At 53.6% G+C, this 22059-nt stretch carries 34 protein-coding genes; 1 reads left to right on the top strand and 33 read right to left on the bottom strand.

Features of this window, described 5'->3' with window-relative positions; genetic code table 11:
- Positions 1-3: 3 nt before the first annotated feature.
- The 10 genes from CIC07_RS08410 to CIC07_RS08365 all read right to left on the bottom strand — a co-directional run bounded on the left by CIC07_RS08410 (position 4) and on the right by CIC07_RS08365 (position 6495).
- Positions 4-135 (bottom strand): cyclic lactone autoinducer peptide, encoded by a 132-nt coding sequence (locus tag CIC07_RS08410; protein WP_094247980.1) that lies wholly within the window; start codon positions 133-135, stop codon positions 4-6.
- Positions 132-665, bottom strand: coding sequence for an accessory gene regulator B family protein (locus CIC07_RS08405; RefSeq protein WP_094247979.1), 534 nt, complete (start codon positions 663-665; stop codon positions 132-134). The genes CIC07_RS08410 and CIC07_RS08405 overlap by 4 nt, the downstream gene beginning before the upstream one ends.
- Complete coding sequence (locus CIC07_RS08400) at positions 662-1300, bottom strand: hypothetical protein (protein WP_094247978.1); 639 nt, start codon at positions 1298-1300, stop codon at positions 662-664. The genes CIC07_RS08405 and CIC07_RS08400 overlap by 4 nt, the downstream gene beginning before the upstream one ends.
- Positions 1297-1515, bottom strand: coding sequence for a helix-turn-helix domain-containing protein (locus CIC07_RS25825; RefSeq protein WP_157741879.1), 219 nt, complete (start codon positions 1513-1515; stop codon positions 1297-1299). The genes CIC07_RS08400 and CIC07_RS25825 overlap by 4 nt, the downstream gene beginning before the upstream one ends.
- Positions 1516-1609: 94 nt before the next feature.
- Positions 1610-3964: a type IV secretory system conjugative DNA transfer family protein gene (locus tag CIC07_RS08390; protein ID WP_094247976.1), complete on the bottom strand. Its 2355-nt coding sequence runs from the start codon at positions 3962-3964 to the stop codon at positions 1610-1612.
- Positions 3961-4644 carry a M23 family metallopeptidase gene (locus CIC07_RS08385; RefSeq protein ID WP_094247975.1) on the bottom strand — a complete coding sequence of 228 codons (684 nt, stop codon included), beginning with the start codon at positions 4642-4644 and terminating at the stop codon, positions 3961-3963. The genes CIC07_RS08390 and CIC07_RS08385 overlap by 4 nt, the downstream gene beginning before the upstream one ends.
- Before the next feature lie 5 nt (positions 4645-4649).
- Positions 4650-5111 (bottom strand): hypothetical protein, encoded by a 462-nt coding sequence (locus tag CIC07_RS08380; protein WP_094247974.1) that lies wholly within the window; start codon positions 5109-5111, stop codon positions 4650-4652.
- 113 nt (positions 5112-5224) lie between these two features.
- A complete protein-coding gene (locus tag CIC07_RS08375) occupies positions 5225-5368 on the bottom strand; it encodes a hypothetical protein (protein WP_157741878.1) in 144 nt (47 codons plus the stop codon).
- A gap of 79 nt (positions 5369-5447) precedes the next feature.
- Positions 5448-5690, bottom strand: a complete 243-nt coding sequence (locus CIC07_RS08370; protein ID WP_157741877.1) for a hypothetical protein — start codon at positions 5688-5690, stop codon at positions 5448-5450.
- On the bottom strand, positions 5680-6495 hold the full coding sequence (locus tag CIC07_RS08365; RefSeq protein WP_094247972.1) for a ParM/StbA family protein: 816 nt from the start codon (positions 6493-6495) through the stop codon (positions 5680-5682). The genes CIC07_RS08370 and CIC07_RS08365 overlap by 11 nt, the downstream gene beginning before the upstream one ends.
- A gap of 201 nt (positions 6496-6696) precedes the next feature.
- Between CIC07_RS08365 and CIC07_RS08360 the strand changes: the two genes are divergently transcribed.
- Positions 6697-6921 carry a helix-turn-helix domain-containing protein gene (locus CIC07_RS08360; protein WP_094247971.1) on the top strand — a complete coding sequence of 75 codons (225 nt, stop codon included), beginning with the start codon at positions 6697-6699 and terminating at the stop codon, positions 6919-6921.
- A gap of 23 nt (positions 6922-6944) precedes the next feature.
- On the opposite strand, the gene CIC07_RS08355 is transcribed toward CIC07_RS08360, so the two are convergent.
- The 23 genes from CIC07_RS08355 to CIC07_RS08245 form a co-directional block, all read right to left on the bottom strand.
- Complete coding sequence (locus tag CIC07_RS08355; protein WP_157741876.1) at positions 6945-7505, bottom strand: DUF4352 domain-containing protein; 561 nt, start codon at positions 7503-7505, stop codon at positions 6945-6947.
- 109 nt (positions 7506-7614) lie between these two features.
- Positions 7615-8490, bottom strand: coding sequence for a peptidoglycan recognition protein family protein (locus CIC07_RS08350; RefSeq protein ID WP_094247969.1), 876 nt, complete (start codon positions 8488-8490; stop codon positions 7615-7617).
- Positions 8480-8851 carry a phage holin gene (locus CIC07_RS08345; protein ID WP_094247968.1) on the bottom strand — a complete coding sequence of 124 codons (372 nt, stop codon included), beginning with the start codon at positions 8849-8851 and terminating at the stop codon, positions 8480-8482. Before CIC07_RS08345 ends, CIC07_RS08350 begins: the two co-directional genes overlap by 11 nt.
- Positions 8848-9225 (bottom strand): hypothetical protein, encoded by a 378-nt coding sequence (locus CIC07_RS08340; protein WP_094247967.1) that lies wholly within the window; start codon positions 9223-9225, stop codon positions 8848-8850. Before CIC07_RS08340 ends, CIC07_RS08345 begins: the two co-directional genes overlap by 4 nt.
- Positions 9226-9228: 3 nt before the next feature.
- Entirely contained in the window at positions 9229-9408 is a 180-nt protein-coding gene (locus CIC07_RS08335) for a hypothetical protein (protein ID WP_021877617.1), read from the bottom strand.
- Positions 9409-9413: 5 nt separating this feature from the next.
- Positions 9414-9689, bottom strand: coding sequence for a hypothetical protein (locus CIC07_RS08330; protein WP_094247966.1), 276 nt, complete (start codon positions 9687-9689; stop codon positions 9414-9416).
- A 19-nt stretch (positions 9690-9708) separates the two neighbouring features.
- Positions 9709-10032 carry a hypothetical protein gene (locus CIC07_RS08325; RefSeq protein ID WP_094247965.1) on the bottom strand — a complete coding sequence of 108 codons (324 nt, stop codon included), beginning with the start codon at positions 10030-10032 and terminating at the stop codon, positions 9709-9711.
- Positions 10033-10045: 13 nt separating this feature from the next.
- The gene (locus CIC07_RS08320; protein ID WP_094247964.1) at positions 10046-11452 is read right to left on the bottom strand and encodes a right-handed parallel beta-helix repeat-containing protein; all 1407 of its coding nucleotides are present in this window, start codon (positions 11450-11452) and stop codon (positions 10046-10048) included.
- A complete protein-coding gene (locus CIC07_RS08315; RefSeq protein WP_157741875.1) occupies positions 11439-12242 on the bottom strand; it encodes a hypothetical protein in 804 nt (267 codons plus the stop codon). The genes CIC07_RS08320 and CIC07_RS08315 overlap by 14 nt, the downstream gene beginning before the upstream one ends.
- A gap of 11 nt (positions 12243-12253) precedes the next feature.
- Entirely contained in the window at positions 12254-12640 is a 387-nt protein-coding gene (locus CIC07_RS08310) for a phage tail fiber protein (RefSeq protein WP_094247962.1), read from the bottom strand.
- An 11-nt stretch (positions 12641-12651) separates the two neighbouring features.
- Positions 12652-13704 (bottom strand): baseplate J/gp47 family protein, encoded by a 1053-nt coding sequence (locus tag CIC07_RS08305; protein WP_094247961.1) that lies wholly within the window; start codon positions 13702-13704, stop codon positions 12652-12654.
- Entirely contained in the window at positions 13688-14137 is a 450-nt protein-coding gene (locus CIC07_RS08300; RefSeq protein ID WP_094247960.1) for a DUF2634 domain-containing protein, read from the bottom strand. The genes CIC07_RS08305 and CIC07_RS08300 overlap by 17 nt, the downstream gene beginning before the upstream one ends.
- 209 nt (positions 14138-14346) lie before the next feature.
- A complete protein-coding gene (locus CIC07_RS08295) occupies positions 14347-15405 on the bottom strand; it encodes an XkdQ/YqbQ family protein (protein ID WP_094247959.1) in 1059 nt (352 codons plus the stop codon).
- A complete protein-coding gene (locus CIC07_RS08290; RefSeq protein ID WP_094247958.1) occupies positions 15402-16046 on the bottom strand; it encodes a LysM peptidoglycan-binding domain-containing protein in 645 nt (214 codons plus the stop codon). Before CIC07_RS08290 ends, CIC07_RS08295 begins: the two co-directional genes overlap by 4 nt.
- Positions 16036-17844 carry a hypothetical protein gene (locus CIC07_RS08285; RefSeq protein WP_094247957.1) on the bottom strand — a complete coding sequence of 603 codons (1809 nt, stop codon included), beginning with the start codon at positions 17842-17844 and terminating at the stop codon, positions 16036-16038. Before CIC07_RS08285 ends, CIC07_RS08290 begins: the two co-directional genes overlap by 11 nt.
- 193 nt (positions 17845-18037) lie before the next feature.
- Complete coding sequence (locus tag CIC07_RS08280) at positions 18038-18436, bottom strand: phage tail assembly chaperone (RefSeq protein WP_094247956.1); 399 nt, start codon at positions 18434-18436, stop codon at positions 18038-18040.
- On the bottom strand, positions 18437-18883 hold the full coding sequence (locus tag CIC07_RS08275; protein ID WP_048744846.1) for a phage tail tube protein: 447 nt from the start codon (positions 18881-18883) through the stop codon (positions 18437-18439). It lies immediately after the preceding gene.
- A gap of 13 nt (positions 18884-18896) precedes the next feature.
- Positions 18897-19973: a phage tail sheath subtilisin-like domain-containing protein gene (locus CIC07_RS08270; RefSeq protein WP_094247955.1), complete on the bottom strand. Its 1077-nt coding sequence runs from the start codon at positions 19971-19973 to the stop codon at positions 18897-18899.
- Positions 19974-19976: 3 nt separating this feature from the next.
- Positions 19977-20423: a phage tail terminator family protein gene (locus CIC07_RS08265; RefSeq protein ID WP_094247954.1), complete on the bottom strand. Its 447-nt coding sequence runs from the start codon at positions 20421-20423 to the stop codon at positions 19977-19979.
- The gene (locus CIC07_RS08260) at positions 20413-20877 is read right to left on the bottom strand and encodes an HK97 gp10 family phage protein (protein ID WP_094247953.1); all 465 of its coding nucleotides are present in this window, start codon (positions 20875-20877) and stop codon (positions 20413-20415) included. Before CIC07_RS08260 ends, CIC07_RS08265 begins: the two co-directional genes overlap by 11 nt.
- Positions 20874-21203 carry a DUF3599 family protein gene (locus CIC07_RS08255; RefSeq protein ID WP_094247952.1) on the bottom strand — a complete coding sequence of 110 codons (330 nt, stop codon included), beginning with the start codon at positions 21201-21203 and terminating at the stop codon, positions 20874-20876. The genes CIC07_RS08260 and CIC07_RS08255 overlap by 4 nt, the downstream gene beginning before the upstream one ends.
- Positions 21203-21772, bottom strand: a complete 570-nt coding sequence (locus tag CIC07_RS08250) for a head-tail connector protein (protein WP_094247951.1) — start codon at positions 21770-21772, stop codon at positions 21203-21205. Before CIC07_RS08250 ends, CIC07_RS08255 begins: the two co-directional genes overlap by 1 nt.
- Positions 21723-22049, bottom strand: coding sequence for a hypothetical protein (locus tag CIC07_RS08245; RefSeq protein WP_094247950.1), 327 nt, complete (start codon positions 22047-22049; stop codon positions 21723-21725). Before CIC07_RS08245 ends, CIC07_RS08250 begins: the two co-directional genes overlap by 50 nt.
- Positions 22050-22059: the final 10 nt, after the last annotated feature.

Raw genomic sequence — 22059 nt, 5'->3', positions numbered from 1 at the left:
CTCCTATCGGAGAAGTTCTTCAGGGGTATCACCCTGATGAACGAACCACACACTTGCTGTCGAAACGAACATCAGCGCGACCAAAGAAAATAGCGACGCAGCCGGATAGGCAACCTTCACGAGTGCTTTTTTCATACAATCTCCTCCTTCCTTCTAAGCCTTATTAATGACAACCCCTGAATAAAAAAAGCAGTTACAATCTCTGATGAATTTGTAAACAATGAGCTTACAATTACGATTATAGATAAAAATTTGAGCAATGGATAGTATCTCTTTTTAATCCGGCTCTGGCCTTCAATATTTGAAGGAGCAAACAAAGCGAAAAGGACAATATTTAACAGCGTAATGCTTATAATTGCAGCTTCATTTTGAAAACTCACTAAAGAACAAATCGTTATTCCAATGGTTGAAACGATGAAACATTGTAAGCTTGATTTAAAATGGAATCCACCTGATAGCTGTCGAAGTATCCCAAAGCCGATCATAACGGCTATAACTTCTGAGGTCTGTCCCGTTAGTAGGGATAGCAATAGAGTAGTTATTATAATAGGGGTGAGGTTCAGAAAGATTTCGATTGAAAATTTTAAAACAGGAACAGAAATGGGGTGGTCAGGAATCAGAGCTTTCCACGCAACGGCGATTTTATATGCTAGGGGTTCGTTCATTCTTTTCGCTCCCTTATAATCGAATAGTATAAGAAAAACGCCATAGCTGCTAACAAGACAACGAGCATTAGAAAGCGATCTCGACTATACAGAACAAACCCAAAAGACACTAGGACAATTATGACTGAGATTACAATTACCGTTCCTTCATGTTTTAAGCGCTTCTCATCGAAGTCAAACGAAAAGCCTAAGCCCCTTGAGTAAAGATACCTGGAAATGTAATATACGGGGGCAGCCGTGAGTAGTTGTAGTAAGTATCCCTTGAACAAACTTTCCTCGACCGCAGCTTGAGAAAAGACACCGAATGAGGCCGTTGAAATTACAATCTGAAAAATGATGTACCCTACGTACCCGGCTAATGAAACGAATAGAGCCCAGTGAGCTGGAACTTTGAGAAAAATGGTCAGCATCAAGGATATGAAAATTGCATTGACGATTGGGACAAGGACAGCAATTTGAAGTTCCTCCCGTAGCAGAAAGCTCTGGAGTGTCATGAGGAATACCGTGATGCCAACGGGCCAGTATGATTCGGAAATCTTAAAACGGTACAAGGCAAGTACCAATGCAATTAATGCGAATCCTTCAATTGACCCGAAGAACATGAACCCCAAGAACTCTGCAACGGCTTCTATCATGAGCCTTCATCCTCGCCCTCGTCATCTACTTTTCCTGTCCGTCGCCTTGATGCATATCTCTCGATGCTGCTCTTTAAAACCAGCAACCCGCCTGGGGCGTCTCTATGCTGTAGCTTACCTTGATTGCAAAGCCTTGCGATCTGACGTCGAGTGACGTTCAAAACCTCAGCTGCTTCAGCCGCAGTCAGCACTTGATACAATGGTCCTTTATTCATTTCCCTCTCCCTTCCTATAAGTCTCGAACGAGACATTATTTATACATTAAATATAGTCTCGATTGAGACTCACAGTCAATTGCAAAAAGTCCGCTTATTGAGGGCGGACTGGTTTTGGAAGTCGCGTTATGAATCTACCATAACCTTCCTGATTTTTGATCAGGTTGAGAGAGTGGAACCGCGGCAGCTTCAGCAGGTCTTCTTCCTGGTACGGGTACAGCTCGCTCTTGAGCTCGTCGAAGTTCTTCTTGTCAGCACCCGATATAATCATGTAGCTTGCATTGGCGGATCGCAGCTCATCCCGGATGTGCCGGATTTGGTTGAGGTAGTGGGCACTGATGATCGGCTTGAGCCCAAACTTGGCGTACTGGGAAAGCTTGCTGCGCATGAACTGCTCCGTATGCTGCACCTGATAGAGCTCGTCGACGATCAGGTTGACCTTGAGCATCTTTGCCCGGTCGCCCCCTAGCCGCTTGCTCCGCATCTGGAGAGCGAGCCATATCTTGGTGCTCCAATAGGTCGTATAGACGTCCCGCTCGCTGTCGGTTCCAAACATGTCGGACGGCATGCGGATGCAGATCAGCTGGTTCTTTTGCATCTCCGCGACCAAATCGACGTTCCCCGCGGTCCCCTTGTCGAGCATCCTTTCCATATATGCGTTTTGCTCCAGCTGATTGAGGCGATCGATGATGCCGACGACATACGTCTCCTTGGTGCCTGTGATTACGCCGCCCTTGTCGCGGTCGTCCAGCTCGCCGAGCGATCGGATGTACTTGCGCAGGTTCTCCCGCTGCGCCACAGGCACGGCTTTGATGAGGCGCTCCCTCGTCTCGTGATCCTGCAGGCAGTCAAATACGTCCCGGACGCTGCCGCCGCTGATAAAGGCCACCAGGGCCGCGCTAACTAGATATCGCTGCATCTTGGCCGAAAGTTTGGTTTCCTCCGCGTTGATACTGTTGACCAGCGTCAGCAGCTGGGTCGTCTGTTTCTTAGCGCCGTCATAGGATTCAAAGGGATCTGCACTCTTGCCTACCTCGTTATAGCCGATGCCCTGCAGCCGGCGAGGATCCGCGCAGTCAATTATGAGTGTCTTGCCTGGCGGGATCGCCGCCGCCACCTCTCGACTAAGCTCACACTGCCCGACGAAGTCAAATATGATGACGCACTCCCCGGCAGCGATGGCGTCCCGGCTCAGGTTGCCGATCAGCGTCGACTTGCCGGCCCGCGTCGGCCCGATCAGGACGGTCGTCAGGTTTTGATACTCCCGATCGGTCGATAAATAGGCAGCCTGGTCATGGCCTCTGTAGGTGTTGGTGCCGATACACATGACGCCTTGCTTGAGATCGTCCGGCACCTCCGTCTCATGCGTCTCTACACGCTCGATGAAGTTGTAGCGCTCCAGCACGTCGCGGCCGGCCAGGGCGATGAAGGACTGCGCCTCCTCGTCTCCTATCTTGTTGCGCCCGGCGCGGATGTCCCTGGCCGTCATGTCGAGTTGCCGGCGGTATGGGCGGTACTGCAGGCGGTTGTCCTCGGAGACCGTGTCGAAGGACTGTGCAAGGCTCCGGGCAGCGTTGCGCTGCCTCATGCCATCCACGCTCTCTGCCATCACGATAATCTGCGTATCGATGACGGTCGCGGCGGCCTTCTTTGCCGTGCTCTCCGACACTCTACGCGCTCCATTGAGCCTGTCGAGCAGCGAGTCCATATAGTCGCCACCCCCGGATGCTCCGGACGTCTTGTGCCCGCTGCCGAGCGCCTCCGCGATCTCCTTAAAGATGACGTTGCCGGCCGCGAGCAGGTACTTTGCCAGATACCACGATCCGATCTTGTTGCGCTCTACCGGCAGCCGGCGGTTGACCTTGTCGATCGTGGCCTTGTAGAGATGACGCCAGGACAACTGCGAGCCCGGCAGGAAGTTGTAGAAGACTCCGAGCCGGTCGCCCTCCTCCAGCAGCTCCACGGCGTTGAGATTGGAATTGAGCAGGTCATTGCTCCGCCGATCGACGGCAAGGCTCAAGGCATCTTCCTTCTCATAAATCAGTTCGTAGCGTGTAGCTCCCTCGCCGAATGCCGGCAGCTCCTTCACCTCCTCGATCGTCACCTGCCCCCAGACGTCCGACATCTTCTCGCGTAGATAGCTGAGATGAGGCCGAGGGACGATGAAGTAGAACTCGACCTTTTTCTGCTCCATGTAAACGAAGTAGGAAACCTTTGCAGGCAGCGTCCAGCTGTACCGCGTGCCGACGACAAACTCCCGGCCTAGCACCTTGATGACGCGCTGCTCCTCCGCTTTGATGTTGGCCAGAGCGCCCTTGTAAAGCGCGGCGATGGCGCGGGCGATCCTGTGCGTACCTTGGTTGCGTACGGCGTTGTTGGGCTTGATGCGCAGAAAGGCGTACTCCGGCCGGACTACCTGCAACAGCTGTGTAAATGGAATGCCTTTCATCGACTCAACCCTCCTCCGAGCAGTCGGATAAGAGAGTAAGCCCCGAAGACCAGCCCCGACCAGCGGTAGCCATCTCGCATGCCGAGCGCTCCAAGGATGATGAGCACGCTGCAGCCGATCAGGCCGATGCCGTAGCTGAGATCCACAAGTACCCCGCCAGCCTCAGCAAGCCAATGGAGGATATGGTCCCGAGCGCCGTGCGCAACATGCTCCGCCGCATGATCCACGACCTTGTCGGCCACCCAGCCCGCCGGCCCCTTGATGCCGAGGATGGACGGTCCGGCAATCTCGCCGCTGTAACGCTGCAGGTCAGGGATCAGGCCAGTCGGATCAGCAAAGCCGCCGTCCTTTATCAGCCCAAAGTGGAGATGCGGACCGCTGCTGTGCCCGGTGTTGCCGCTCATGCCAAGGAGCTCGCCGGGGAATACCCGCTCGCCGGCATGCACCGCGACGCTGTCCATGTGGCCGTATACGTGCAGCTCGCCGCTATCTGTCCGGATAATGACGCCGCGGCCGATGTTGTCGGCCCCATGATTGACGACCCGCTCCACGGTGCCGGACGTGATACTGTGCAGCTCCGTCCCCTGCGGCATTGCCAGATCGACACCATGGTGCTCCCGGCCGCCGCGGATCTCCTCGAGGACGCCGTATTCGGAACTGACGCGAAATTTCATCGGCATGCTGCTCACATCCCCTCGAAGAGAAGCTCGACTTGCCCAAACGCCCAGGGTAGCCCAAGTAGGATCGCATAGACCATGAGGTAAGCGAGCCCGGACTTTCGTGCTTGCACAAAGTCACCTTGCACCGTCGCCTGAATCGTGTCGAAGGCCCCTTTAATGATGATGACCCACTTTCCAATGCTGATGAGCTTGTGGTAGAGCTTCTGAGCGCCAACATCCAGACCGAGCCCGGAGGCGTCGCTGGCCGCGAAGACTTGGTCCAATCCGCCGGCGCCGAGCAGCACCATAATGGTAACCGCACCGACACGGTAGATAAGCTTGTGCCGTTCGACATGCTCCACAACGATCTTTGCGCCGGCCTGCAGCCGCTCCATAAGCATGTGCCTTGTCGGCTCCGGCAGAGCAACCGCAGCAGCCGGGCGCAGGTCGATTCGGTAGCCGGTCGGCCGCATGGCTAATGTCGCCATAAAATATCCTCCTCGCAAATCGTGATGTACTGGCATCTTCTTTGATCCTGCCGCATATGCTGAGGGTAAACCGCCCGCAGCGCCCTAGCCGGATTCTGCCCCAGGCGGTTTTTCTATTTCCGGACGCTCCTTAGCAGCCACACGACCGCCCGCCCCGGGCTGATAATGATCGCCCAAAAGTCCTCGATGATCTCCATGCGCCTCTGCTCCTCTGCCGCCAGCTCCGCCGGATCCTTGCCATTGATGATCGTCTTCATATTTAATCCTCCTCGTTTTCGCAACAAGTTGCGAAAGGTCTTGCCATGATGGGAATACCTTGCAGAGCGACGGTAGGATTCAGACAAACCCCGCAGCATCAAAGCTCAAACTCGCCGACGTCGGAGAATTCAACGACGTCGTTGAAACTAAGAGTGGGAACGTCCCCACTTGTGGGGATGAAGCATCCATATCCCGCTGAATCAGCCGCTTGAGGTAGCCCGAGCGGTTTTTCTTCGTCTGCACCCATTTGAAAAGAGCGACCTGATCGGGATCGTCCTGGCTGAAGTAGACAGGGATTTTTTCAATACGTCTACTGGACACCTCCATACAGCCCCTTTGCTATCAGATGGAACGCCTCGACGTTTGCATAGAGATTCATGCCGGGCTTGAGCAGCTGCGCGGACGTGAAATGCATCCTGATGTCGGGTAGCAATGCTTCAGCTCCACCGCCGCATAATACGACGACGTCGTCGCTTTTCCACTTCAAGCGGATTGCATGTGCAATGATTGCTCGTGCAAAAGCAACTGGGTCCGGATTCCGCAACGTCTCCATACCGTTCACAAGCGTATCGCTCGCTCGATCCACGAAGCGCCGGTCCTGCAGCGTGCCGAGGTTGACCGTGCCGCTCCCGATATCAATCACCCGCACGATGCCGAGGCTTGGAACAAGGAGTCCTGCTGCCACTCCTTCGGCCGCCACTTCGCATCGGCGGATGACAATGACGCGCCGCTCCCCGTTGATGGTGATCTCGTGCCGGCCCTGCAGCATCTCCTTGATCTGAAGCTTTTGCTCCGGCGTATGCGTTCGGATGGGCTGCCCCACGACGATCTGATGCTCCGATCCAGGTGCATACTGGTGAAGTGCGATCAGGACGCGCAGGCGAGCATCCGGATGTGCCTTCGAATCGCCCTTGGTGCTTTCCGCCAACTCGCTTTCATACATCGCCAGAGTCCCAGCAAAACCGCGCTGCCCACCGTATTCCCATTCGAAGTCATGCTCACCGTGGGTTTGCTGAAGATTTCGTTCCCGCCAGTCATAACCGATGGGGGAGGGGAACTGTTTGAACTGCCGACCGTCGTACAGCTTAACCGCGCTGCCGCCGGCGTCGATGCCAATGATACTCATGCTGTCATCCCCTTCTGGCGCTACTGGTGGCCCTAGTCGGTTTTGAAACCGAGTTTGTAGGGTCACTAGTAGCGCTACTTGATATGTCACTAGCCTATGGGGATGGCTTGGTTAAGTTTCGCAAGTTTGGGAAAGAGCATGTATCTTTTTTGGTAGACTCGGCCATCCTAAGACCGAAGAAACATTTCGGAGGGTGACATAATGGCTGGGTTGGGGAAAGAAAGAACCGCATTCGGCGAGTATTTAGACAAGATCGGGGTTTTGCAGGAAAGAATCAGCGAGGAAAGTGGACTTACTCGGAATACCATATCAAGAGCCTGCAACGATCTGGATTATGTCCCTAAGAAGGCAGTGCAAAAGATTCTTGTCGAGGCAGCACGGAAGTTATCCGGACGATTTGTCAGCAGTAAAGATTTCTGGGCATAAAAAATGACCTCCTTCGAAGGAGGTCATTTGTCGGATAAAAGAGGGGCCAAGTCAATAAAAGCACTTTCCCCTCCAGCAAGTAAAATGCCGCTCTTGGCTTTTAGCTTTAAACCTTTGACGCCTTTAGGAATTTCGAAGGCAAGTAATCCGGTTCTGGTGATTCCAGGATTAACTGTTTCAGATTTGAGATATTTATCACTAGCCATGCTGACAAATTCATATTTCCTACCGTCTTCATCTTGCAGCGTAAACAAAGTCGGACTTAAGTCACGAGCTCGGATATCACGGTTTGATATCGATAATTTCAGAACAAGAAATTGCTCATTTGTTTCCTTCTTGTCAAATAAGCCACCGTTAAGCTCCTGTTTGGTCTGCACAGAACTAATCTCAAATCCGAGTTTCCCTGCAGCTGATGAAATTGATTTAACGTTATCTCCGTTCGATGTCGATGTGTTGATTAGTTGACTTATAACAAAGACGAGTACCAGGAAAAACACTACTCCTAGCAAAATGGCTCCAGATTTTCCGCTCTTTTCATCGTCAAGAGCTTTCTGTGCATCTGTTCTAATGTCGTCCTTTTCCATAACCGTGTTCATCACCCCCATCAGACGGTATTCGAGATACGCCAAAAGATTCCTTTTAGATGCAAAAAAAATCCCCCACTAGCCTTCGTGGCTGGTGGGGGATTTGCTTTTATTCAAGGGGGATTCCGGCGCACGTCCTAAGGGCATTTGCCATTTGATTGTACCGACCGGGGTCTCGTCCGTCAGCCTTGGCCTTGTGCCATGCAGGGGAGAGCCAGTTGTAGATGATTTCCTGCGCATTGCTCTTGGGCAGTCCGGATCCGGCCGACGCGGCGCGAACGTTGGCCGCCAGACGCTCGAAGTGTCCAGCCTCCTCGCGCAGCCCCTGCTGTAGCGCCGCGTGCCGCGCTGGCTGGATATAGGAGATGATGACGTGGTCGCAGACGTCTGCCGGTAGTTTGGCCGCCGCCGGCACCGGCCGGACCTGTATCGTCATCTCGGTCGTCACGTCTCGGATCAGGTCGCCGAGTGTCTTGCCGCCAGTCGCAAGTGCCTGGTCGATGTCCGACTTTCGGGCCGGGTCCAGCTGCTTATGGCTGACGATGTGAGTCGATGGCGTCTTATTCCATTTAGTACAGCACATCGCGAAATACCAGACAAGGCGAGCGTAGGCAGCGGCGAAATTAATCGTACCGCCGTAGCATAGTTCAATCCCCAGGGCGGCATGGTTAGCATCGTAGCCAAACAGCTCGTTGTCCGTGGTTACATTGCGGATGACGTGAAAAGCCTGCTCCGCCGGATCCGGACCGGTGCCGGCGGGGAGGATTTCAAGGATGCGTTTGTCGTCGATGAAGACCTGTGCCGACGCCGATCGGTCCGTCTGCGTATTGAAATAGGAAAAATGGTTTTCGGCGGAAGCTCCGGGGTTCCCGGTATCGTGGGCAACTAAAAAGGCCGGGCTTCCGGTGACTAGCCGGATGCCTGGCCTGACGTTGGGGCGCTTATTGATGTAACGCCGCTCGATCTGATATTTATTACTGTCCATGTTGCACCCCAACCTGCGGGGTGACGATGCCCGCCTTGAGCTCGTACAATGCCTTTTCGATCGCCGCCTGAATCTCCTTGTCCTTGAGCGCATCGACGATTGGAGCCGGCAGGTTATCCTGTAGGTACTGTCGCGCCTCCAGGAACTTGTCTCGTGCTCCAGGGCTGTCAGCCGTTGCCTCGACATAAGCAACGGCCTCGGCGGCCATTTTGTGCAGCACAGCACGCTGCTGCTCGGTCGTGCGGGCATCCAGCCACGCCTCCACGCGCTTACGCGTCATTGCTACCCATGCGACCACAGCGGCGGCCAGAAGGCCGATAATGGACTGGACGACTGCATCGATTGCGGGTTGAATACTCATTTCGAATCATCCTTTCTCCCCATCCTCCGAAGGAACAGGTACAGGTCATATTTCTTGGTCTTGGTCTGATAGGCGAGCAGCAGCAAGCCGACAGCCGTGCCGGATGTAGCAATCAGCCAGCAGAGCAGTTGCGCCAGCTCAACGCCTGGCGTGCGAAAGCCGAAGACTTGGCTGGCGCGGATCCAGATGGCGACGAGCATCTTAATGTCATAGGCGGCCAAAAAAAAGAGCATCGCCAGCATAAATGCGCTGACCACGCCTGTGCGGAACCGCTCATGGAAATATTTTCGATGTGCGGCGATGATGTAGGTTGCCATGGTGATTATGACCGTGTAAACGATCAACAAAGCCACATCAATGATATGGAGGAGCATGGCTCACTCTCCCTTGTCGTGAATAAGATATCGTGCAAATCCATTCTTCGCGATTTCTTCTTGCAGCTCCCTCGAAGCATTCCGGTAACTTTTAATACTTAGGCTGACTCTTTCAGACGCTTCATCGAGATTGCTCGACATTGCCCGGAATGTGGGGAGGAGCTCCAGCAGCTTTTTGAGCATGTCGGTTATCCTCCTTTGCCCTCGTCCTTTTTATATGATTTAACCACATCAAGGAGAGGGCCCATCATGCCGGCACGTTCGTTGTCCAAAATATCCTGCAGACGGTCCCGGTCCTCCTCTGCTTTATCGAGCAAAGAGCGCGGAACCAGGCGGCCGCTTGTCAACATCCACAAGAAGGCAAGGACAACCCCTAGCAAAATAAGCATGAGAATCAACGAGAGGCCATATTTCTCAGCCATCTGCGCAATCCTCTCTGTGGCATCCAGTTGGGTTTCATCCACCCCGGCTCACCTTCTCTCTCTATTGAGGGATAATTTGCCCTTGTTCCTCTTCCGAATCCATGAGATCAATAATGTAGAACAGGTCTGCTTCGCGGTATTCATTCTTCTGCTTATTCGGCGAATATGGAGGATTAGCCGCCATCAGGAGGGCGTAATAATTCCCCGTGATGACATACCTTTTGCCGCCAACATTGACCTCGTTTTCATCGAAAAATCCAACCGTGACGTCGACCGTTTGAGTATCCTTGTTTTCATAGATGATCGTGAATGTCTCGTGATGCACCCTTGTCGGAATGTTCGTTACCGTCTGCTTGTTGTAGACCTTCAGTGATGGCCTGCTCATGCTTTTTCCCTCCTTATGTCAATCCGATCGTGACGCCGCTTTGGACCCAGTACGTTCCGTCGAACTGGAATTCGATGGTGTTGATTTTGTTCGGTCCTGTGTCAGGAGTCCAGTTCCGCTTGTAGAAGGATTGGAAGTATACGTTCCGTCCCCCGACGCTGTCCTGCTTCAAGATGAACTTCATCTTCATTCCTTTGTGTGCGCGGATCGGTTCAACCATCGTCAGGTTATTGGTCAGGCTGATCGTGATCGTCCCGCCGTTGTAAGGGTCTGGAGTGACAATGGATGAGTAGTCGATGGTCTGTACACCGTTCTGCCCGTTAACAGTGATAGAATTCCCATTTGACGTACTACTTTCGACAATATGGCCGTTTGCATTGTTGCTGGAAATCAGCTTAACTGTGTTGTTCCCGGACGTCCCGGCGAATTCGACGCCGTATCGCTGCGGGAAAACTCCTGTCTCGCGGTTCATTGTGGTTACGTCAATGTTACAGTTAGAGCTGCTGTCCAGTCTGACGCCATTCCCGCCGCCGTTACGTCCGTTTGAATCTGCGATGCATCCGGACAATGTCACCTCTTTGGTTCCAAGAATCAAGAAACCGTGCCCGGCGTTGTCCTGGGCTTCGCAGGCCGTTAACGAGATGCGCGGCTGTCTGATCATGAATCCGTAGGTATTCCCCGCCAACGCCAGCCGGCCAGAACCGTACGCCTTGCAGGCCGAGAATCGAGAATTCGGGCTCGCAATTCGGAACCCCGACATACCTGCCGCTCCGGTCGTACATCCCTCGTAGATAGAATCCGTTCCCGCAAGATCGAATCCATACATATCGGCACCAGTGACAAATACCCGTTTCGCATTGAGCTCGCGAACGTTTGCCGTCGTTGCAATACCTGACTTCTTGGGGATGTAGATGATGACGTTCTCGATGGTGTGAAGGGTGTCATAAAACGAGAATTTCCCGTCCGTGTTGTCGTAAAAGATAGCGTTCCCGCCTGCGCCATTTTGGTTGTCCTTGTTGCCGTGAATGAACAAGTCTCGAAGCGTTGTGTGCTCTACCGATGTGTTATCGAAGACAATAAAATCCACATTGCTGTTCGGCGCCTGGATAATTCGACTTCGCTTCCCCACGCCGCGCAATGTGATTTTTGTCTTCAGCCTTACCTGGGTGGCCTGGAACTGAACATCTGGAGGAATGAAGACGGCGCCGCCTCCGTAATTGTCATACAGAAAAGTGATGGCATCGTTGATGGCCTTGGTGTAATCGACGCCCGCGTAAGTCTTGAACCACTTGATATTCATCTCGCGATCCGCAAATTCTGTATCCACTTTGTTGAAGTTGCCGCTAATCTCCGCCCGTTTCGGACTATCGGTCCCGATCCAGTCGTCCATCCCCATCCGTGGCGTTTTAAGTGATGCCATTTCTTCTAAGCACCTCCTCGACTGGAATTAAAAACGTGGTCTCAAGTTGATCCCATGAAGGGATTTGCTCAACCTGATTCCACGTAAGAGAAACTTCTTCGATTTCGTCCCAAGGAAGGAATGTTGGAATGATTTCATAGTCAAGGTGAGCGGGCAACGTGCTGCCCACGACTTCATCCATCTCGACAATGTCTTCCGGTACCCCACGAACGCTCAAAATAGTGGTGGTGACTTTGTAATCTGCCGGAGATTGTGTCACCAGGCTGCCGTGAAACCGATTGACCACAGTCTTGAATACATCCGAAGTGATCGGTTCAGGGGTCTGCCTTTGACCAGCAAACATGTCCCTTCGCAATTGCTCAATCTTGGCCAGCAGCCGGATCATCTCCACCGACTGAATCACCTGAGCCTTAGAAAAAAGGCTCGAACCTCGCAAGAAATCCGGAACATAACCCCTAATGGCTTCTGAAACATCTCGATCAGATACGAACGTTTCAACTTCGGCACTTCCCGCCGACTTTCCCGACATGATGATGTAACGGGAAGTGGTTGGAGAAGAGACGGCTGCGCTCCCTCTCGACTCACCGGTAAACGTCAAGATGTTCAAAATCTCTGCTGTTGCCGAAGCTGAACCATTAGAAGAACCTGCTGAGATCATAATCACTACCGGAGAAACGTCATTCAAGGATCCTGCCCCTAAGGAAGTACCAGAGACGGTAACAATTAGAGCCGTTGCAGCACTTGCACTTGATGCGCATGAAATACTGCCGCTGACTTCATAGACGGCCATTGATCAGCACCTCAATCCTCTGTAACGATGATGGTCCCAGCGCTGAGTTTCAGTTGGTTGGAAGTGCTGATGGACTGTGTAGGCGTGACTGTCCCGTAATACAGCAGTTTGCCGGCGGTCGCAGCGTCAAAAATACCGAAATGAGTTATCGTGCCCCACGCAGCCGTCGCTACCGGGAATAGGACGTCTGCAAAGTTGCTGACAGACCCGGTTGTAGCTGAAGTGAATGTAACCGCCTGGCGGGCGTAAGATCCCCCAGAAACCTCGGTTCCAGTGGCTGCATCGGTCGGATCGCTCGTAAACAGACCGATGTACAGGGCGGATGGCGGCGTGTATACGGTACCGCGCAATACGTGATTCAACAGTTGATTTTCAAGCCAATCTGTTTTACCTGCCATGCTTGATCACCTCATATAGTTAGATTAATGGCACCCATTACAGGCACTTGGTCTTGCTGCAGCTGAAGGTTTCCTGTCGTTCCGTTAATCATCAATGTGCCGTATTCATAGTCAGAGACGCTATCAGCCGATAGAATCGCTTCTCCGATCCGATTCATCCGGACAACCGTTTCATCATAAGCCAAGTCCTTGAGGTAAGAGGCGGTGGCATCCTTTACTTGAGGAATCGCCTCGGCCAACGTTCCGCCATTCGCAAGAATCAGCTTGGCAGACACATCGATCAGCACTTCGGATACCCCGACTACCGTGACGACCGCGTTCACCGTTGCCATCGACTGAATGAGGGCATCCGCTGCAGCAACTGCAGATGCGCCTGGTGTCCGCTTTTCTGCCGAGATCAGAACGACCTTTACCGTCCCCCCTCCAGCCCAAGCGCGAAATACCCTGGCATCGGCAATTCCCGGAACGGTCTTGGCAAGCTGCTTGTATTGGGCAGGATTGCCGCTGACAGCCGGCTGGTCACGCTTTTCGATCGCTCTGGCCAGCAGCGCTTCTTTGCTCTCCACATCTGCGCCACCACGAGTTTCTTCGAGATTGGTCACTGTGACCCCTGGGATAGAGCATTGCGTAATTGATCCGGCCGGCACGTTGCCGGATGTCCCAGCGATTCGAGCTATGACGTTAAGAGACAAGACTCCGGAAACAGGAATCGTGGCTCCCGTCCCTTGAATGTCAAAGACCGTGCCGCTTTGGGTGGAAACGGTGGCGCCAGCTGTGATCGCAGTACCAGAGGGGCCATTGATCCGGACATTACCTTCAGATTTGACCGATGGCTTCCTGGTTACGCCCTGCTCAGCTGCGATCATGTCGACTTCCTCTTCTGATGCGTCCTCTGCACTACCTGCCCTGACTCGTTTGATCCGTTCAATCTCCTCGTAGGCCTGGGCCACTTCGAGAGCTACCGGCGCGAGGGCGTCATAGGTGAATGTTCCCTCACCTTTTGCTACGCCGCTCGTCGTATTGCCAAGCATGCGGGCTAAGAGCGTCTCATAATCTGTAGCCATCTATCCTTACCTCCCCATAGACCGTTTCTGCAGTAAAGCTTAGGTTAAGAACGTCATCCGACTGTTCGATTTCAAAATCAGAGAACGCCAAAACGTAAGGGCTGCTCAAGGCTTCCCGGATGAACCTCTCCGCTTCGGACTTATCCGGCGCGCTGCGCTGACCGAGAAGGCTATCGAGCTCGTGCCCATACTCCCAGCTGTAGGCAAGATAGCGGAAACGTTCGGTCCGCATGGTTTTGTACATCCAGATTTCAAGCGCCGGCAGCCCTTCCAGACGGACAGGGTTTCCGTCGACAAGAACAAAATCATTCGTCGAAAAGTCCCAGGCATATTCCCGCCAGATCGGCAAATCTGCTTGAGCCGTCTGGTCGATGGCCGTTCCGGTTGCTTCCTCCGAAATGCCATCGATAAAAGGGAATGGGCTATCAGCCATCTGCAGGCACCACCCTCGTCACTGCCCAACGCCCTCCGACCGGCTGAAGCACGACTTGCTCGCCGTTCTGATGCGTCCAGTTTGGCGGGATATAGAGGTCATCAGCCTCCAGTGTGAGATCGAAGGAAAATACGGTGATTGGGGACGGCCATGCGCTGGTCACGATCCCGAGAGACGCACCGGTCCGCTCCGCTTCCTGCTTTGCGACCTCACGGATATACGAAGTTATCCAGGCTATATCCCGTACTCCCGGCGCCGCTACTGCTCGCTTTGCTGGATCCACTGTCCACCTCTCCCCCTTCCTGCTCATCCATGAGATTTTGAAAATTGACCGTGAGCGTGATCGTTTGCATGCCGTTTTCCCAGACATGCTCGTCGCTGTCCACGTAAAAAAGACCCACCAAGCCGGTGAGTTGGTCCTGAATTCTGACGGCATTGCCTGTAATGAGATCGACCTGCCCATTGCCAAAAACAGTAACGTTCGCCGTCCTTTCCGCCCCTTTCAGCATGGCACGAGCAGGAGTGTAGGGGTCCTTTTTTTCTTCTTGTTGATAAATCTCTTGGAGCCGGCCGTATCGCTTCAAATTATCCGCTGCCGTGACCTCGCCAACATAGTTGTCGTTCTTGTCAACGATTTTGACAGCCGTCACAGCGTCCTCAATGCTCTCGGTGTACGAAGCCTCCGTGAGATTGGTATCAGCCGTCAGCATAACTGCCGCTGTTCTGGCGCCCTTGCGGATGACGCTTAGCCGGCCTGCTGACATGCGGGGGATGTATTTATGCCCTGTCGTCTTAGAAGCACCGGTGTAGCCGATCATGACGGCCTCATATGCACTCCTGTTGAGGGCCGTGAAGCGCTGGTTCCCTCCGGCATCCTCCAGGTATCCGACTGGCACGCCGATTTCAGCGCAGACTGTTCGTGCCACCGAAGCCGCCGTCGCCGCTTTGAATATTCGGTTGACCTTGGACTGCGTCAGATACCTAAGCCCGTCATAGGCTGTGTACTCGATGCTGCTGCCTGAGAGCGACTTCGACATCTTGAAGAGGTACCCTCGGAAAATCTCCTTGCCGTCGTCATCGTAGACGAAGATCATCTCCCCGAGCTCCATAGGCACCTTCGGAATGTTTTTGTCATTCGGTGCAAACAAGACAGAGAAAGTCACCGATCGGGCAGCCGTTGACTTGTCTCCGGACCAGGAGAGCCGGAGGAAGAGACCGGAAAGGTCCGTCTTCACCCCGGCTCTGGAAACGTGCTTAAGGGAGATCATATTTTCAACACCTGCCCGATCTGTAACTTACGGTCATCTGTAATCCCGTTCTTCTTTTTGATTTCCGGCCAACGGCTGCCGTCGCCGTAGACCCTCTTGGCAATCAAAAATCCGGTATCGCCTTTTTTGACGGTGTATGTCTTCGGCGGTGTTTTGGTCGATGTGCGTGCCGCACTGGCGCTATTCGCCGAGGCAGTTATCGCTGGGGCTGACGCGGCCTGCTGGGCAGTGACAAAGCGGTATTCTCGTAACGTCAATGTAAAATAGACGTCCAGCGGTCCCGGACGATGACCGTAGGCGAATTCCTCAATTGCCATTACTTGATTGAGGCTGAGCCCCCTCGCCGTGATGAGCAGGCGCAGAGGCTTGCCGCTCTCCTTCCAACGGTTGAGGGTGTTGACGAAAGTGACCGGCGGCGGGAAGTCCTTATAAACGCACAAGCCATCGTCTTGAATGGGGAAATAGCTTTCTAGTGTGATGCTATTTAGCTTCCGCTTGCCCATTACCAATACCTCACCAAGGTTGTGGACGTTTACTGTGCTATGAGCCATTCCGGTTTGCAGGTCATATGACGTTGGCGGCACCGGTAGCCGTAGTGTCTCCGTGCCGTTGTTATAAGACAAAACTACATCAATCGGCATTTACTGCTCCTCCATTCAAACTGACCTGCTCAATGGCTTGTCTAAGCATTTGGGCAAGTCGCTGGAAGTCGGATTCATCTCTTACCACTGGGTTATGGATGTTGACTGTGATTGATTGACCGCCTCCGCCGCTCTTCCGCTGGTTCGCTTCCTGGGCTGTAAGGACTTGCTCTCCTTGATGCAGCAAGGTCGGATAGTTGTCGTATGGAACTCGAGCTTTCCCCCAGGCGTTGGCCGTTGGCCTGAATCCAAACCATCCAGCAGCCCCGTTCGTCAAAGAATCCTTCCAGGAACTAAGCATTTCCTTCCATCCATTCACAGCGGTCGAAACTGTACCTACTGCGGCTCCGAAAGGTCCAGATACTCTTAAGGCCAATGCCCCCGCAGCAGGGCCGACAACCTCGAGATTGTCCCAGATCCCTCTAGCAAGTCCATCAATAATTCCTTTACCAGCGTTCATACCAAGAGTTTTTGCCGTATCAATAATAGGCTGAGAATTGGCTAGTGCCGCTCCTATGACATCACCTATTTTTGTACCGACCTCGACCAAAACACTTTTACCTTCCTTTTCGTACCAACCGTTGAATTGCTCACGTAGCTTTCCAAAAGCAAAATCTATCTTGGCCGAAAAAGACATTTCTTGGAACTCGGTATTATTGACAAATGTTTTCTCTATATAAGCCCAGGCCAACTTCCCCTTCTCGACAACACCCTTCGCCAACGAAGCCATCATCTTGCTGCCGGCATCGAACATTTTTGTGGCGCCGCCACCACTCAGATAATCGGCCCATCGCTTGAGTTCTGGCTTCAGGTATTCGAGTGTTCGTGTGCCCATATTGGTTACGCCGGAGCTCATTGTGCCTGTAACCGTCGACCATAGGCCATAGGCAGATTGCCCGAGTTTATCGGCGCCGCCGCGGAACATCTGCGTCAGTCCGATTCCCGATCCATTTTTGAGCTTGGACCAATCGCCGCCAGAAGCCTTAATTTGCGCTTGGCTGATTTTAAATCCAAACTCCTTCATCCGCTCCGTCTCGCCCGTCGCTAGGTCAGCAAGGGCTTCGATAGAGTCGCTAGGAGTCTTGCCAGGGGTAAGAGCCGTCATATCCTCAGCAAGCCTCAGAAGGCTCATAGCTGGCTTGGTTTTGCCCCCAGCTATACCGAGGGCCCTTGTGCCGGTGGAAATGACCTCGTCCGTATCGAACGGGGTGATGTCCGCATTTTTCCGGAGATCAGCGATGAATCGTTGCGCTTCCTCGCCGGCCCATGATTTCCCCTGCTTGGGGTTATTGACGCCAAGGAAGTGCGTCATAGAAATCATCTGCCGCTCCAGCATAGAGGCGCCTTCGAGGCTCTTTTTGATTAACGCGATTCCGCCCGCAGCAACGATTCCTCCCCCGATCAGTAACGGCTTGCTGAGCATCCCTACGATGCTCGTCAATCCGCGGAGCCCTGTTGAAGCCATATCCACGGCTCTAACTGAAACCTTGAAAGGCGCTTTAGTCATCCACTTGAGAGTGTTGACCGCCGGCTTGATCTGGGCACTGAAGCGCTGTGCATGAGCCGTCACCACTACCGCAGCGTTACGGATAGCCTTGGTCCGCTGTTCCACCGCCTTGATTGCCTTCATGGCTGGTGAATTATTAATCCTAATCTGCCGTTGTTTTTTGGCTTCGGCATCCAGCTGCTTCTTTACCGTCTGAACGGATCGGTTAAACGAATCGGTATTTTTCTTGACCCGCTGCATGACAGCGGAGTAATTGTCCCGCAGGCTGATAACCGATGTAAGTCGCGCCACCTCTACTCACCTCACATTACTGGGTACACCGGCCAGGCGGAACCTTTTTCAAGGCGTCCCCGCTCTTCCCGCTCATACTCGTAAAAAGCCCGGATGAGCAACTGCTCCCCGGGCGGCATGTTATATATTTCGCTCGGTCGAATGCCACGCCGGGACCAGTAATAATAAAGCATCCCGGTGTGCCCATCCGACTCTATCCGTTTTTTACTTCAGTCACCGCATCTTCGCCAAACCCAGAAAGATCAGAGATTTCCGAGTAAAGCTGAAAAAGTTCGCCTGGAAGGAGGAAGTTTGTCTGAAGCAGCAGCTCTTTCGGTGTCGCTACTCCCTGATGCTTCAAGAGCTCACTAGACTTCAGCGAAGGATCAAGCAATCCCTTGATGACTGTATGCGCACGGATAGAACCTTGGTCAATTTCGCCGTCACTGGCGGAGATTTCAGAAATTTCCTCCTGTTCTTCATAGGTGAGCGCCTGCAGCGTGAAAATGACAGCCTCGCCGGCGAGTGCAGAGAGCCGCGGAAGTTCGACCTTCTTTGTTGGCCTGACCACTTTGGTTCGGTCAATTTTCAGCAGCAAATCGAGTGTAGACATTTAAATTCCTCCGCCCGTAATAAGATCATTGGTTTCCCATTTTGTGAATGTGAATGGCGCTTCCGTCTCACCTTTAACGCCGGCTTCCCAGTCGGCCAAGGTGAGGTCGTTGAAACTGGCATCCGAGACAGTAACCCTTTCGGCCCCGAATGCTGCTGGATCATTCAACGAGCTCAGGATGGTCGCTCTAGGCAGAATGCCTTTTTGGATGGCGGCACTGTACTTCTTAATCATCCGCGAGTTAACCTTGTGCAGCCTGACACTGCCATTTCCTTTATAGCCCATGAATTTCGAATCGACGCCCATATTCCCCGCCAACTGCACATCCTCTTTGTTGAACTCAAGCTTGGCTTGGAATGCTTTGACCTCAGCGACATAGTCGCCATCGATCCAGAGTTCGCCACCCGTACCGCTGATAATCCTTTCGCCATTAAAGCCTGCTGGCATGGTTCATTCCCTCCTAGAGGTAAATTTGCATATCGAAGTCCTCAATGGCGTCGAGTGCTCGCAGCGGGCCGCCAATGAACACCTTGTCGCGAGTGTTTTCTTCTTTCACTTCCTGATCCGTCAGGAGTGCTACCACGTCAGCTCCATGGATCGTCTTGAGGAATGCCCGTTGGGCGGCTATATTGATGTCTGCCCGGCTAAGCCCAGGATCCAGAATGCCCTGGAGCTCCAATTCCCCGTAGTACGCATTAATGGCATTGAGCAGCAGAAGCTTATTGGTGTACGAGTTGGAGACCTTGCCGATATAGTTGTCCTCGATCGTTTGCTTGATGTCCGTGTATGTCTTATTGAACACCCGGACCAGTTTGATCTTTTGCCAATCGGCACCAAACGGATCGGCCAGCGTCGTAAGGGACGTTACCCCTCGAGCAATCTTGACCTTTTCGCCGTCATTGATCAGGACCAACTTGCCGGCGGCAATGGCTGTATTGGCCTCGGTTTTCGTAAGCTTCGGCACATCCGTCACATCTGGCAGCACCTGATAGGTTGGGGCCACGGTGAGCGATAGGCCGGCGAGCAGGCCGGCAATCCGGGCCAGGAAATTGGTCGTCGTGTAGTTGGTGGCACCAACATAGATGTTGTCGGTAGCAAAATTCACGATAGCCGGGTGGTCACCGGCATGGTTCGGCAGCACGAACATGATCTTCCGATCCTTAGCGTCCCACATGCCCTTCGCCCATGTAGCCGCTGCGGACACATCTCCAGTGGCGATCCCGGGGACAGTTCCGACGTTCCAAGGGATGGTTTCCAGATAGTTGTACGCAGCGGAATAGTCCGACGCGGTCGATGGTATTACGACGACCTTCACCATTGCAGGCGTGCCGATCATTGCTAGAGCGATATGGTTTTTGTTGACCACCGTCAGTCCGGCCGGAATTTCATCGCCTGGGCGCAGCTTGTACTCAACGACGCCTGCCGAGACGGACGTGTCCTTGAGTACAATCGCCAACACGCCCGCGCCGCCCTGCTGAATCGCTGCGGTGGCAATGGATTTGAACACGATATTTACATTAGGCAAACCGAGTGCCATTGGTCATCCTCCTTCTTGGTCCAAGTGGACCTCTTGCATGGTGTCGTACTCCGGCAGCTGCCGGTTGGCCTGACCCTCCAGGACAACGGTGATATAGACTTCTTCGTCCCTTGGCCCGCCGTCGATGCTTGCGATCGTGTAGACAGCACCATCAGGGGCTTTCAATGCAGGTGATTCCTGCAATGCCGTCATAAGGCGGTCCGAAACGTCGATTTGATCGAATGCGTCCGGTTCTTGCCCGCGGGCGAGTTTGGGGAAGTAGACGATCTGCCAGGTCATCCGCTGCTGCCGGTAATTTAGGTTCAAAAACTCGCCCGAATGGGTCGCCAATTGCACGAAAAAAGACGGCTGTTTAAAGCCGTCCGGAACCGTGTTGACGTATGTGGTCGTGACCTCGGGAATCGTGTCCTTCAGGAGGCGCCTTATGGCGTCCAGGCTGCTACGAAACATCGAAGCCCGCCTCCTTCCCGATCTCCCGGATGAAGTCGTCGACCATTTCAGGAATGTCTCGGTTCGTCTTCTCCAACGCCCGCTTGAAGAAATGAGTACCGGGGACAAAGCCGAGATTCTTCTTGGTTCTCCGAATCCGGCCGTTCTTCATCTTCTTGCGCGTCACTTTTACCAGCTTGTGGCCATCTTCAACCATGCGAGCGTACCAGACCTTGGTACCGACCTCGATCGTCTCGCCGGGATCGACGAAGAGAATCCATTCCTTTTGTCCCTTGTAGAGCTCACGCTTAAAGGATGCCCGGAGGCGACCAGAGCTTACCGGTACCTCGGCCGCACAATTCTGCAGATGCTTCTTCCCGACATCATAGCGCAGCTGGTTGTAACGCTTTTTGTCTCGAGCCGCATGCCCCAGTGCCTTGGAAAGTTGGTCGAGACCTTCAATTTTGAAACTCATGCGGAACCCTCCCGCTCCACCTGAACCTCTGTGTGGTGATTGTTGGGCCGATACGGCTCGCCCGCCCGGTACTCCCCAGCACCGTTGACTTTGACCAAGTCGCCGGCCTGTACGTTTGCTGCTGCAGGCATATAGAGCATGTACACTTCGGTAATGGCCGTATCAGGCTCCCCTCGCGTCGCCTGGATACTTTTTCGCGACAGGCGGCAGGCGTAGGAGTTGACCGCCTGGTAATCGTCTTCCCCATTTAGAGGCGTGTTGTATTCGTCTTTCTGTGGCAGCGAGCGCCAGATGGTGCAGCGCTGCGGCAGCATGCCGGGGCCCATTACACCGCCCACCTCCCAACATAAGGCGAGATGAGCGCTTGAATATGAGGCGGCAAGGAGCCACTTTCTTTCGCCACCTGGTATTTCACCGAGTAATCGGCAATACGCTCGGATTCAAACGCTGTCGAGCCCTTGAACAGGTCCATGGCATACATAATGCAGGCCACCTCAAGCGGGCGCGGCAGCGTGACACTGTCTTCATGATCAGCATCAGCCGGCAGTACATATCCCGCTTGATAGGTCACCTCGACATTCTCGATTCCAGACGCCCAAACGCCTCCCGGACGCAAGAGCATGCCCTTTTCGGGCAGAATTTCCGCATCGGTGACGAGCGTTCCGCCTACCTTAACGCTGGAAACATCCATTATCGGGTAGTTTTTCAGCTCCAGATAGGCCTGACTGCTCCCGCTCCGCCGTTCCGTGTACTCCTGCAGGCGGAAAGATCGTCTGCAGTACGCTTCAATGGACTGGCTCGCGGCTTCAACCATCAGCTGCAGGAGATCATCCTGCGATTCGTCCTCACTCGGGATCTGCAGCTTCTTTTTGACCTTGTCCAGGGTCGTCAGCATCGTTGTCACCGGCCTTTGTCTCCGTTTCCGGCTTTTGGGCCTCTTTCGGCTTGGAATGGAGCTGAATCATCCCATTCGGGTGCAAATACCGCCCAAAACCGAGGTATTCGACGCCTTCAGGAAGCTTCTTTTCATCCGCTTTCCCGTCGGCTTTGGCGTGTCCGCACTCGATCCATGCTGCAGCGAGCTCGGCGTCCAACTCCACCTGATCCCCCGGGGCGAGGGACCAGTCTGCGGAGCTGATGGAGACCAGCATTTTGACCTTTTGAGTCTTCATTTCATCACCT

The sequence above is a fragment of the Paenibacillus sp. RUD330 genome, assembly GCF_002243345.2.
Lineage (GTDB): Bacteria > Bacillota > Bacilli > Paenibacillales > Paenibacillaceae > Paenibacillus_O.
Note: the sequence above shows the minus strand (reverse complement) of the source record. Positions and strands in the feature narration are given on the sequence as shown.

What these genes read in the sequence shown, in the direction of transcription:
- CIC07_RS08385 (WP_094247975.1), bottom strand. Translation starts at nt 4,644, where the DNA reads ATGCCGATGAAATTTCGCGTCAGTTCCGAATACGGCGTCCTCGAGGAG.
- CIC07_RS08360 (WP_094247971.1), top strand. Translation starts at nt 6,697, where the DNA reads ATGGCTGGGTTGGGGAAAGAAAGAACCGCATTCGGCGAGTATTTAGAC.
- CIC07_RS08280 (WP_094247956.1), bottom strand. Translation starts at nt 18,436, where the DNA reads ATGTCTACACTCGATTTGCTGCTGAAAATTGACCGAACCAAAGTGGTC.
- CIC07_RS08355 (WP_157741876.1), bottom strand. Translation starts at nt 7,505, where the DNA reads ATGGAAAAGGACGACATTAGAACAGATGCACAGAAAGCTCTTGACGAT.
- CIC07_RS08345 (WP_094247968.1), bottom strand. Translation starts at nt 8,851, where the DNA reads ATGAGTATTCAACCCGCAATCGATGCAGTCGTCCAGTCCATTATCGGC.
- CIC07_RS08390 (WP_094247976.1), bottom strand. Translation starts at nt 3,964, where the DNA reads ATGAAAGGCATTCCATTTACACAGCTGTTGCAGGTAGTCCGGCCGGAG.
- CIC07_RS08295 (WP_094247959.1), bottom strand. Translation starts at nt 15,405, where the DNA reads ATGATCTCCCTTAAGCACGTTTCCAGAGCCGGGGTGAAGACGGACCTT.
- CIC07_RS25825 (WP_157741879.1), bottom strand. Translation starts at nt 1,515, where the DNA reads ATGAATAAAGGACCATTGTATCAAGTGCTGACTGCGGCTGAAGCAGCT.
- CIC07_RS08320 (WP_094247964.1), bottom strand. Translation starts at nt 11,452, where the DNA reads ATGGCATCACTTAAAACGCCACGGATGGGGATGGACGACTGGATCGGG.
- CIC07_RS08260 (WP_094247953.1), bottom strand. Translation starts at nt 20,877, where the DNA reads ATGAGTTTCAAAATTGAAGGTCTCGACCAACTTTCCAAGGCACTGGGG.
- CIC07_RS08275 (WP_048744846.1), bottom strand. Translation starts at nt 18,883, where the DNA reads ATGCCAGCAGGCTTTAATGGCGAAAGGATTATCAGCGGTACGGGTGGC.
- CIC07_RS08400 (WP_094247978.1), bottom strand. Translation starts at nt 1,300, where the DNA reads ATGATAGAAGCCGTTGCAGAGTTCTTGGGGTTCATGTTCTTCGGGTCA.
- CIC07_RS08375 (WP_157741878.1), bottom strand. Translation starts at nt 5,368, where the DNA reads ATGAAGACGATCATCAATGGCAAGGATCCGGCGGAGCTGGCGGCAGAG.
- CIC07_RS08365 (WP_094247972.1), bottom strand. Translation starts at nt 6,495, where the DNA reads ATGAGTATCATTGGCATCGACGCCGGCGGCAGCGCGGTTAAGCTGTAC.
- CIC07_RS08265 (WP_094247954.1), bottom strand. Translation starts at nt 20,423, where the DNA reads ATGTTTCGTAGCAGCCTGGACGCCATAAGGCGCCTCCTGAAGGACACG.
- CIC07_RS08245 (WP_094247950.1), bottom strand. Translation starts at nt 22,049, where the DNA reads ATGAAGACTCAAAAGGTCAAAATGCTGGTCTCCATCAGCTCCGCAGAC.
- CIC07_RS08405 (WP_094247979.1), bottom strand. Translation starts at nt 665, where the DNA reads ATGAACGAACCCCTAGCATATAAAATCGCCGTTGCGTGGAAAGCTCTG.
- CIC07_RS08290 (WP_094247958.1), bottom strand. Translation starts at nt 16,046, where the DNA reads ATGCCGATTGATGTAGTTTTGTCTTATAACAACGGCACGGAGACACTA.
- CIC07_RS08300 (WP_094247960.1), bottom strand. Translation starts at nt 14,137, where the DNA reads ATGGCTGATAGCCCATTCCCTTTTATCGATGGCATTTCGGAGGAAGCA.
- CIC07_RS08380 (WP_094247974.1), bottom strand. Translation starts at nt 5,111, where the DNA reads ATGGCGACATTAGCCATGCGGCCGACCGGCTACCGAATCGACCTGCGC.
- CIC07_RS08305 (WP_094247961.1), bottom strand. Translation starts at nt 13,704, where the DNA reads ATGGCTACAGATTATGAGACGCTCTTAGCCCGCATGCTTGGCAATACG.
- CIC07_RS08340 (WP_094247967.1), bottom strand. Translation starts at nt 9,225, where the DNA reads ATGCTCCTCCATATCATTGATGTGGCTTTGTTGATCGTTTACACGGTC.
- CIC07_RS08315 (WP_157741875.1), bottom strand. Translation starts at nt 12,242, where the DNA reads ATGGCCGTCTATGAAGTCAGCGGCAGTATTTCATGCGCATCAAGTGCA.
- CIC07_RS08335 (WP_021877617.1), bottom strand. Translation starts at nt 9,408, where the DNA reads ATGCTCAAAAAGCTGCTGGAGCTCCTCCCCACATTCCGGGCAATGTCG.
- CIC07_RS08250 (WP_094247951.1), bottom strand. Translation starts at nt 21,772, where the DNA reads ATGCTGACGACCCTGGACAAGGTCAAAAAGAAGCTGCAGATCCCGAGT.
- CIC07_RS08270 (WP_094247955.1), bottom strand. Translation starts at nt 19,973, where the DNA reads ATGGCACTCGGTTTGCCTAATGTAAATATCGTGTTCAAATCCATTGCC.
- CIC07_RS08255 (WP_094247952.1), bottom strand. Translation starts at nt 21,203, where the DNA reads ATGGGCCCCGGCATGCTGCCGCAGCGCTGCACCATCTGGCGCTCGCTG.
- CIC07_RS08325 (WP_094247965.1), bottom strand. Translation starts at nt 10,032, where the DNA reads ATGAGCAGGCCATCACTGAAGGTCTACAACAAGCAGACGGTAACGAAC.
- CIC07_RS08350 (WP_094247969.1), bottom strand. Translation starts at nt 8,490, where the DNA reads ATGGACAGTAATAAATATCAGATCGAGCGGCGTTACATCAATAAGCGC.
- CIC07_RS08410 (WP_094247980.1), bottom strand. Translation starts at nt 135, where the DNA reads ATGAAAAAAGCACTCGTGAAGGTTGCCTATCCGGCTGCGTCGCTATTT.
- CIC07_RS08310 (WP_094247962.1), bottom strand. Translation starts at nt 12,640, where the DNA reads ATGGCAGGTAAAACAGATTGGCTTGAAAATCAACTGTTGAATCACGTA.